The sequence below is a fragment of the Streptomyces sp. NPDC094143 genome (genome assembly GCF_040303825.1).
Classification (GTDB): domain Bacteria; phylum Actinomycetota; class Actinomycetes; order Streptomycetales; family Streptomycetaceae; genus Streptomyces.
Genome location: NZ_JBEOTZ010000090.1, coordinates 1 through 7,911 on the forward strand (window position 1 = coordinate 1; position 7,911 = coordinate 7,911).

Annotated in this window: 5 protein-coding genes; 2 read left to right on the plus strand and 3 right to left on the minus strand. The window is 76.1% G+C overall.

What is annotated here, in order from left to right; genetic code table 11:
• Nucleotides 1-125: 125 nt before the first annotated feature.
• Genes ABTZ58_RS39495 through ABTZ58_RS39505 form a run of 3 tightly spaced genes read right to left on the minus strand, consistent with a single transcriptional unit; the run spans nt 126 to nt 1,859 of the window.
• The gene (locus ABTZ58_RS39495) at nt 126-890 is read right to left on the minus strand and encodes a metallophosphoesterase family protein (RefSeq protein ID WP_351368180.1); all 765 of its coding nucleotides are present in this window, start codon (nt 888-890) and stop codon (nt 126-128) included.
• Nucleotides 887-1,171, minus strand: coding sequence for a BON domain-containing protein (locus ABTZ58_RS39500; RefSeq protein WP_351368183.1), 285 nt, complete (start codon nt 1,169-1,171; stop codon nt 887-889). Before ABTZ58_RS39500 ends, ABTZ58_RS39495 begins: the two co-directional genes overlap by 4 nt.
• 10 nt (nt 1,172-1,181) lie before the next feature.
• Nucleotides 1,182-1,859, minus strand: coding sequence for a nucleotidyltransferase family protein (locus ABTZ58_RS39505; protein ID WP_351368186.1), 678 nt, complete (start codon nt 1,857-1,859; stop codon nt 1,182-1,184).
• Nucleotides 1,860-2,950: 1,091 nt separating this feature from the next.
• Between ABTZ58_RS39505 and ABTZ58_RS39510 the strand changes: the two genes are divergently transcribed.
• Complete coding sequence (locus ABTZ58_RS39510; RefSeq protein WP_351368189.1) at nt 2,951-3,520, plus strand: hypothetical protein; 570 nt, start codon at nt 2,951-2,953, stop codon at nt 3,518-3,520.
• Nucleotides 3,521-3,535: 15 nt separating this feature from the next.
• Nucleotides 3,536-7,876, plus strand: coding sequence for a cation-translocating P-type ATPase (locus ABTZ58_RS39515; protein ID WP_351368192.1), 4,341 nt, complete (start codon nt 3,536-3,538; stop codon nt 7,874-7,876).
• The last annotated feature ends 35 nt before the right edge of the window (nt 7,877-7,911 follow it).

The following is a 7,911-nucleotide window of genomic DNA, read 5'->3' on the forward strand; positions in this document are numbered from 1 at the left end:
GTCGGCGTCCGCGGCGGCCTCGGCGGGGTCCGTGGTGGCCCGCACGCGCTGAGGGAGCTCGACGCCCGGGAAGTAGTCGGGATTGGTCCGCGTGGCGCAGGGGGAGGGGAATTGCCAGACAGGCCCTAGCGGGCCGCGTTCGCCGCGGCCCGGGAGGCCGCAGGCTCGCGGACCGGCAGGTGGTAGACGTGGAAGGCCCGCCCGATGACCGGCTGGGCGACGTTGCGCACCTTCACGCCGCCGCTCGTCATGCCGTGCTCGGTACCGGCGTGCGCGTGCCCGTGCACCGCGAGGTCGGCGCCGGCCGTGTCGATCGCCTCCGCCAGCAGGTAGCTGCCCAGGAACGGGTAGATCTCCAGCGGTTCGCCCGCCAGCGTGTCCGCGACGGGGGAGTAGTGCGTGAGCGCGATCCGGGCGTCGCAGTCCGCGGCGCCGAGCCGCTCCAGGGACGTGCGCAGGCCGTCGGCGGACCGGCGCGAGTAGCGGACGAACTCCTTCATCACCGGTTCGCCGAACTCCCCGGCGCAGCGGCCGACGAACCCGCCGCCGAACCCCTTGGTGCCGGCCACCCCGATCCGGGCCCCACCGCTCTCCACGACCGCGTGCTGCCCCTCCAGGACGTGCACCCCGGCGTCCCGCAGGACGGCCGTGACCTCGTCGGGCCGGTCGTCGTGGTGGTCGTGGTTGCCGAGGACGGCGACCACCGGGACGCCGAGGTCCCGGACCTCGCCGGCGACCACCCGCATCTCCTCGGGCGTGCCGTGGCGGGTCAGGTCGCCGGCCAGCAGCAGCAGGTCGGCGCACTCGGGCAGGGTCTCGAAGGCGGGGCGGAGCACGCCTTGACTGCCGGGCCCCATGTGGATGTCTCCGACGGCTGCGATGCGGATCATGCGAGCTCCTCCGCGTGGTCGGGGCAGGACGCCTCGGTCACCACGAGGTCGCTGTGCACGGGGACCCCGGCCAGCTCCTCCTGGACGGTGCGCAGGATCTCGTCGCGGCAGGGCGCCGAGGGCACGGTGCCGGTGAGCAGCACCGCCTGGCCGCGGGCCTCGACCCGTACGCCGAGTTCACCGAGCTCGCCCGAGGCGAGGTGCTCCTGCAGGTGGGCGATGCGGTAGTCCAGGTTCTCCGCCGGCCCGCCGCCGGCGTCCTGGGAGGCGTGGGTGCTCATGGGGGCTCCTTCAGATGACGTTCAGGCGCTCCAGCAGGAAGAAGAAGGCGGCGGGCATGGGCTCGTCCCCGCACTCGCGCCGCACCCGCTCCCAGTCGACCTTCTCGCGCAGGGCCCGTGCGATGGGCAGGGCCGCGCCGAAGTCGCAGTGGTGCTCGGAGAACGCGGCGGTCAGGCTCCACAGCAGGTCGGTCGGGGCCAGCACCGGCATGCGCACCGAGTCGACCGACAGCTCCTCCGCCCGCTCCAGCATGTCCGCTCCGACCGGCCGGTGCGCCAGCTCGAAGATGATGTCCACCGGCTGGCCGAAACACGTGGCCTTGATCAGCCAGTCTTCCGGTGGCGTGTAGACCGTCAGCCCCGCGTCGCGGAGCGTGGCCGCCACCGCGTCGGCGTCCTCGGGCCGGATCGCGAAGTCGACGTCGTGCTGGAGGTTCTTCTCGCCGCCGTGGGCGTAGGCGGCCACGCTGCCGGCCAGCGCGAAGAGGTGCCCCTTGCGCTTCAGCAGCGCCCCGACCTGCTTGGCCGCCTCCAGGATCGCCTGGTTGCGGTCCAGGGGCAGGTCCTGCGGCGGCTCGTCGGCCTGCAGGGCCTGCGGTGGCGCGGGCTCGGCCCCCTCCGGTGCCGACCCGAGGTCGGGAACCCCCGGTCGCCGGACGAGCGTCGCGTCATCCCCGTTCTGCGTCATGACCACTCCCCATTCGCCGAACCGGACCATCCGCTCCCGCGCGGTGTCCGGACCCATACGGCCTGCTGTGTGCCAGCACAAGTACCCGGCGCGCCCGAGCCGACACGAAGGGCCCCCGGCCGTCTCTCCCGGACATCGGCCGCGCCGCTCCTTCCCGGGCTTCGACCGTGCCACGTCTCCCGGGCTTCGGCCGTGCCACGTCTCCCGGGCTTCGGCCGTGCCGCTTTCTTTTGGAGTCGTGGCCTGCGCGGTGTCTCGTGGGCGCCGTGCCGTTTCTTCCTGGGCGTGGACCGCGCTGCTTCTCTCGGGCGTCGGCCGCGCCGCTGCTTCCGGAGTCCGCTGCGCGATGTCTCGCGGGGGTCGGCCGTGCCGTCTCATCCAGGGCGTCGCCCGCGCTGACTCCCGGGCGTCCGCCGTGCCGCGTCTCCCGGGCTTCGGCCGTGCCGCTTCTTCTGGGGTCCGCTGCGCGGTGTCTCGTGCGCGTTGGCCGCGCCGCGTCTCCCGGGCGGCCGTGCCGCTTCCCCGGGCGTCGGCCGCCCCGTGTCTTGCGGGCCTTGGCTAGGGCGTCGCCCGCGCTGTGACTCCCGGCGTCCGCCGTGCCGCTTCTCCCGGGCGTCGGCCGCCCCGTGGCTCCCGGCATCCGCCGCGCGGCCTCAAGGCCGGGCGGCCGGGCCCCCGGATTCCCCGCCCGGCTGGAGACGGCTCCGGCGTGCCCTGGCGTCGCTGGCACGGCATTCGCGTCCGGCCGCCCATCCGAAGGAGTCCTCATGCGCAAGGCTGCCGTACGCCCCGCTCACCGCCCTGGCCTTGGCCGCGTTCACCGCACCGCCCGCGCCGCGGCCCTCCCGGCGGACGTCACCGCGAGCCAGTGCGTCGCCGGCGGAGGCATGATTATCATCTCCGCCGTGGGCGACGGCGCAGGCCTGGACCAAGCGCTGCATGGGCGGCGTCCACGACGGCCACACCGTCGTCTGACGCCCGGGCCGCAGCCTCGGCCGAACCAGACAGGCGCATACCCCACTGAAGGCGGAATATAGGGCCAAGAGGTGGGAAACCGGAAGCCGTCCCGCCATGCGCTCGCGGAGGTCGCCATGAACCAGGAGACACCCCGTTCGTCCGATCTTCCACAGCCGCTGCGGGCCGTCGCCTCGGGCCTGAGGCACCTGCCCGGCGCGGAACAGGTCGGCAAGGTCGCCACCGAGGCCCTCGACCGGATCGGCGCGGTCTCCCCGCGCGGGCGCCGGATGGCCGTCTACACCGGCGCCGGCGTGCTCGGCGTGGCCGGCGTCGTCGAGTGGCCCGTGGCGCTGACCGGCGCCGCCGTCGCCTGGCTCACCCAGCCGCGGCCCGGACAGCACCACAACGGCACGTCACCGAACGGCGGCAGCGGCGGTGCCCGGCCGGGCGAGAGCTCCGCGGCCGGAGCCCAGGACGAGCCGGAGGACACCTCCGCCTACGGCCCCGGTGCCCGGTTCGCCTCGTCGCACTACCGGCATGACCGGCCGGAACAGCACGTGCACGAACAGCCCGCCAAGGTGGGCGACACCGCCACCGCCTCCGCCCTGAAGCAGGTCGCCGAAGCCACCACGCACCACGGCGAGGCCCCCCACCACCCGGACCGGGCCCACCGGCACGGACACGACGGCCACCCCACCGGCTGAATCGGGAAACAGCAGATGCTCACACGCTTCGACGTCGCCCCGCTCGTCGGGGCCGTGGCCGGGGCGGCCGCCGGGGCCGCCCGCGGCACCGCCCAGGGAGTGACGTCCGTCTACGACACCACGCGCCGCGTCCGCAACGTCGCACGCAACGCGCTCACGGGCAGCCGGCACTGGACGGCCGGACAGCGCGTCCACCTCGCCCTGCGGCACCCCGGCGGCGGCACCGGCGCCCTCGCCCACAAGGTGGCCCGGGAACTCGTCGACCACCCGGACGTGCTCGCCGCGTACTGGGACGACGGCCTGGCCCGGCTGGTGATCACGCTGGCCGAGGACGCCGCCACCGACCGCGTCACCGAACGGGCCACCGAACTCGCCGCCCGCCTCGGCCTCGGCGAGGACGCCGGCCCGGTCGATCCGGAGGAGCCCGAGACCACGCACCCCGGCGACCCCGGCGAGGTGCGCGTCACCGCCGCGGCGATCCTGCTGGACGCCGCGGGCGCGGCCGGTGCCCTGGCCGGCCGCTCCCTGCGCCTGCCGCCCACCCCACGCATCGTCACCGCCACCGTCACCCTGCTGCGCGAGAACCCCCGCTTCCGGGCCGTGCTCCGCCGCCGGTTCGGCGCCTCCGGCATGGAACTCGTCCTCGCCGCCGCCAACGCCGCCGCGCACGGCGTCGGCCAGACCCCGCTGGCACTCGTCCTCGACGGGATCCTCCGTGGCAACCAGCTCACCGAAGCCGTGGCCAGGGCCGCGGCCTTCGAGGCGCTGCACGACGACGTCTGCCGCGCCGGCCGCACCAGCCTGCCCTGCCCCGGTGACACCCGGCCGCCCCTGAAGGTGACGCCCGCCCAGGAGTACGCCTCGCACGCCAGCACCGGAAGCCTCGCCGGCGCCGCCGCCACCCTGCTCGTCACCCACAGCGCGAACGACGCCGCCGAAGCGGTCCTCGCCGGCTCCCCGAAGGCGGCCCGCTACGGACCGGCCGCCTTCAGCGCCACCCTCGGCACCTTCCTCGCCCACGCCGGGATCCTCGTACGCAGCGGGGAACGGCTGCGTCAGCTGGAGATCGCCGACGCCCTCGTCCTGCACGCCGACGCCCTGCGCGGCGGATCCGGGGACGACGGCGACCCGGACGGCCCGGCCGACGACCCCGTGCACCCCTTCGCCGAGGCCGTCCTCGACGCCGCCCGCCGCGCGCGACTGCACGTCGTCATCGCGGGCGGCTCCGACCTGAAGGACATCACCCGGCTCGCCGACGAGGTCGCCCCGGGCAGCCGGCCGTTCGGTGACGTCGTACGGGCCCTGCAGGACGACGGGCACGTGGTGGTGACCGTCGCCCGGCTGCCCGAGTCCGGCGACGGGCACGTGGTGGCCGGGCTGCCCGCGGGCGACGTCGCCGTCGCCCTCACCGACGGCCGCGCGGCCGTCTCCTGGGCCGCCGACGCGCTGGCCCCGGGCGGCCTCGCCGACGTCTGGCGGCTGCTGACCGCCATCCCGGCCGCCCGGCGCGTCGCACGCCGCTCGCAGACACTCGCCCGCGCGGGCGCCGCCCTGTCGGGCCTCCTGGTCGCCCGCGGCGGCCAGCCCCCGGGCCGGCACCTGCTGTGGCCCCTCACCCGGCACGCGCCCGTCAACATCGCCGCCGCCAACGCCCTGCTCACCGGCTGGCTCGAAGCCGTCCGGGTGGCCCGGGCCACCCCGCCGCCACCCCGGCTGCACATCCCCTGGCACGCCCTGGAACCCCACGAGGCTCGCCGGCGGCTGCGCCGCGCCCACCACGACGAGGAACCCCGCGGAGTCGCCCTGCTCGCCGACCGCTCCCGCCGGCAGGCGGCCCGCGTCGCCCGCCACCCCGCCGTCGCCCCGGCCCGCTGGACCTGGCAGGCGGCCGGCGCCGTCCGCCGCGAACTCGACGACCCGCTCACCCCCGTCCTGGCCACCGGCGCCGTCGCCTCGGCGCTGCTCGGCTCGCTCGTCGACGCGCTGCTGGTCGTCGGCGCGATGGACCTCAACGCCGTGACGGGCGGACTCCAGCGGATGCGCGCCGAACAGGCCCTAGCCCGGCTCGCGGCCCGGCAGCAGCCCAAGGCGCGCAGGCAGGACAGCCGCAAGCGCACCGTCACCGTCGACGCCACCCGGCTGCGCCCCGGCGACGAGATCAGCCTCGGCGCCGGCGACGTCGTACCCGCCGACGCGCGGCTGCTGGACGTCGACGGCCTGGAGGTCGACGAGTCCGCGCTCACCGGGGAGTCCCTGCCCGTGACCAAGTCCGTCGAGGCCACCCCCGGCCTGCCGGTGGCCCAGCGCACCTGCATGGTGTTCGAGGGCACCACCGTCGTGGCCGGAGGGGCCACCGCGCTCGTCGTCGACACCGGCGACCAGACCGAGGCCGGCCGTGCCGTCACACTCGCCGCCCGCACGCCGCCGCCCGCCGGCGTCCAGGCCCGGCTGCAGGAACTCACTCGCAAGGCACTGCCGGTGACCTTCACCGGCGGCGCCGCCGTGACCGGCCTGTCCCTGCTGCGCGGCAGCCCCGTCCGGCGCGCCGTCAGTGGCGGTGTCGCCGTCGCCGTGGCCGCCGTGCCCGAGGGACTCCCGCTGGTCGCGACCGTCGCGCAGATGGCGGCCGCCCGGCGGCTGTCCCGGCGCGGCGTCCTGGTCCGCACCCCGCGCACCCTGGAGGCGCTCGGCCGCGTCGACACCGTCTGCTTCGACAAGACCGGCACCCTCACCGAGAACAGGCTGCGTCTGGTCCGCGTCGCCACCGCCCACGGCACCGTCCTGGCCACGGACGCCGAACAGGCCCTCCCCATCGTGCGGCTGGCCGCGCGCGCCTGCCCGCAGGAGGAGACCGGGCAGGGCCGGCGCATCGCCCACGCCACCGACGAGGCCGTCCTCGACGTGGCCCCGCCGGACGAGGGCTGGAGCCCGACCGGCGAGCTGCCCTTCGAGACCCGGCGCGGCTACGCCGCAGCCGTCGGCCGCGACGGCGACCCCGACGTCGGTGAACTCCTCGTCGTCAAGGGCGCCCCCGAGACGATCCTGCCCGCCTGCCGGGACCTGCCCGCGCACGCCACCGACACCGCCCACGAACTGGCCGGCCGGGGCCTGCGCGTCCTCGCCGTCGCCCGCCGCCCCTGCCGGGCCGACGACGCCGACGCCGAACTCGAAGCGCCCCTGGCCGACCTGGAGTTCAGCGGCCTGATCGCCCTCGCCGACGTGCCCCGCGACACCTCGCACGCCCTGCTGGTGGAGCTGCGCCGCTCGGGCATCGTGCCCGTCATGCTCACCGGCGACCACCCGGAGACGGCCCGCGCCATCGCCCAGCAACTGGGCTGGCCGGAGGAGACCGAGGTCGTCACCGGCGACGAACTGGTCGCCATGGAGCGCCGTCAGCGCGTCCGGGTCCTGCGCGACGCGGGCGTCGTCGCCCGCGTGGCACCCGAGCAGAAGCTGCACGTCGTCGAGGCCCTGCAGCAGGCGGGCCGGGTCGTGGCGATGGCGGGCGACGGTGCCAACGACGCCGCCGCCATCCGCGCCGCCGACGTCGGCGTGGGCGTGGAGTCCCGCGGCTCCGCCGCCGCCCGCAACGCCGCCGACCTGGTGCTCACCACCGGCGACCTGTCCGTCCTGGTCGACGCCGTCGTCGAGGGACGTGCCCTGTGGCGCAGCGTCGCCGACGCCGTCAGCATCCTCATCGGCGGCAACGCCGGCGAGGTCGGCTTCAGCGTCCTCGGCACGCTGCTCGCCGGAGCCTCCCCCCTGTCGACCCGTCAGCTGCTGCTGGTCAACCTGCTCACCGACATGTTCCCGGCCATGGCCGTCGCGGTCACCCCCAGCGACGACCCCTCGACGGCTCAGCACGCAGCGACCGCGCCGATGGGCCTCAACGTCCTCGGCGCGCCCCTGCTGCGTTCCATCCGCCGCCGCGGCATCACCACCTGCCTCGGCGCGGTCACGGCCTACCTCATCGGCCGCCTCACGCCCGGCACCGAACGCCGGTCCACCACCATGGCCCTGTGCGGCGTGGTGGGCGCCCAGCTCGTGCAGACCCTGTCCGGGCGGCGGCACAGTCCGCTGGTGTGGGTCACGGCCCTCGGCTCGGCCGCCGTGCTCGCCGCGCTCGTCCAGACGCCCGGCGTCAGCCACTTCTTCGGCTGCACCCCGCTCGGGCCCGTCGCCTGGGCCGGCGTGGCCCTCGCCATCGCCCTGTCGGCGCTGGCCCCCCGCCTGGAACGCCTCCCGGCCGTCCACGCCCTCTACGACGGCGCGGCCCGGCTCGCCCTGCAGGCGAACGAGCTGATCCGGCAGGGGCGGCACCTGCTGCGCAGCGGAATCGCCGGTCCAGTGGCCTGACGGACCGGCACACGAGGCGGCGGCCACCCCCGCCG

Excerpts from the sequence above, each read along its gene's own strand:
- ABTZ58_RS39515 (WP_351368192.1), top strand. The coding sequence starts at position 3,536 with ATGCTCACACGCTTCGACGTCGCCCCGCTCGTCGGGGCCGTGGCCGGG.
- ABTZ58_RS39495 (WP_351368180.1), bottom strand. The coding sequence starts at position 890 with ATGATCCGCATCGCAGCCGTCGGAGACATCCACATGGGGCCCGGCAGT.
- ABTZ58_RS39510 (WP_351368189.1), top strand. The coding sequence starts at position 2,951 with ATGAACCAGGAGACACCCCGTTCGTCCGATCTTCCACAGCCGCTGCGG.
- ABTZ58_RS39500 (WP_351368183.1), bottom strand. The coding sequence starts at position 1,171 with ATGAGCACCCACGCCTCCCAGGACGCCGGCGGCGGGCCGGCGGAGAAC.
- ABTZ58_RS39505 (WP_351368186.1), bottom strand. The coding sequence starts at position 1,859 with ATGACGCAGAACGGGGATGACGCGACGCTCGTCCGGCGACCGGGGGTT.